Genomic DNA, 700 nt, shown 5'->3' with positions numbered 1-700 from the left:
CTATTTATTAATTCTGTAATTATTTTTTTCATTAATTATTTACCTCCATATATTAAAAATATACCTAATTTTAGGTATATTTTATAAATATCAAGAGTTTTCGACAAAATTAAAGACTTTTATTGAAGTTATTTTTATTTATCTCTATATAATGATATTAGAAGTTATAGAATGGAGATGAAAATAATGAAAGTGAATTCACAAATTAAAAAATTAATTGATTTGGAATTAAAACGTCAACAAAATCATGTTGAATTGATTGCGTCAGAAAATTATGTTAGTGAGGCAATTTTAGCTATTACAGGCTCAATTTTAACTAATAAGTATGCTGAAGGATATCCATTTCACCGATATTATGGAGGATGTGAATATGTTGATCAAGTTGAACAATTAGCAATTGATAAGGTTAAGGAGTTATTTCAAGCTGAACATGCTAATGTTCAAGCACATTCAGGTAGTCAAGCAAATGCTGCTGCTTATTATGCTTTGCTACAACCACGTGATACTATTTTAGCAATGGATTTAGCAGCAGGTGGTCACTTAACCCATGGTCATAATGTTAATTTTTCTGGTCGATTATATGATTTTCGTAGTTATCAAGTTGATCCTACAACCGAAATGTTAGATTAGACTTCTTGCATAACCTAGTTATTTTAAAATTCCTATAAAATATATTTAAAATAGAAATTATAGGAATTTA

General features: G+C 27.0%; 1 pseudogene. It reads left to right on the top strand.

The features are described from left to right. Positions 1-186: 186 nt before the first annotated feature. Positions 187-627 (top strand): annotated as a pseudogene (gene glyA, locus EHV01_RS06805) (serine hydroxymethyltransferase); the annotation flags it as partial. Between the last annotated feature and the right edge of the window lie 73 nt (positions 628-700).

The organism is Spiroplasma sp. hy2, assembly GCF_044714365.1.
In the GTDB taxonomy this organism is placed as follows: domain Bacteria; phylum Bacillota_I; class Bacilli_A; order Mycoplasmatales; family Mycoplasmataceae; genus Spiroplasma; species Spiroplasma phoeniceum.
The sequence above is the reverse complement of the archived record's forward strand: the minus strand, read 5'-3'. Positions and strand labels throughout refer to the sequence as shown.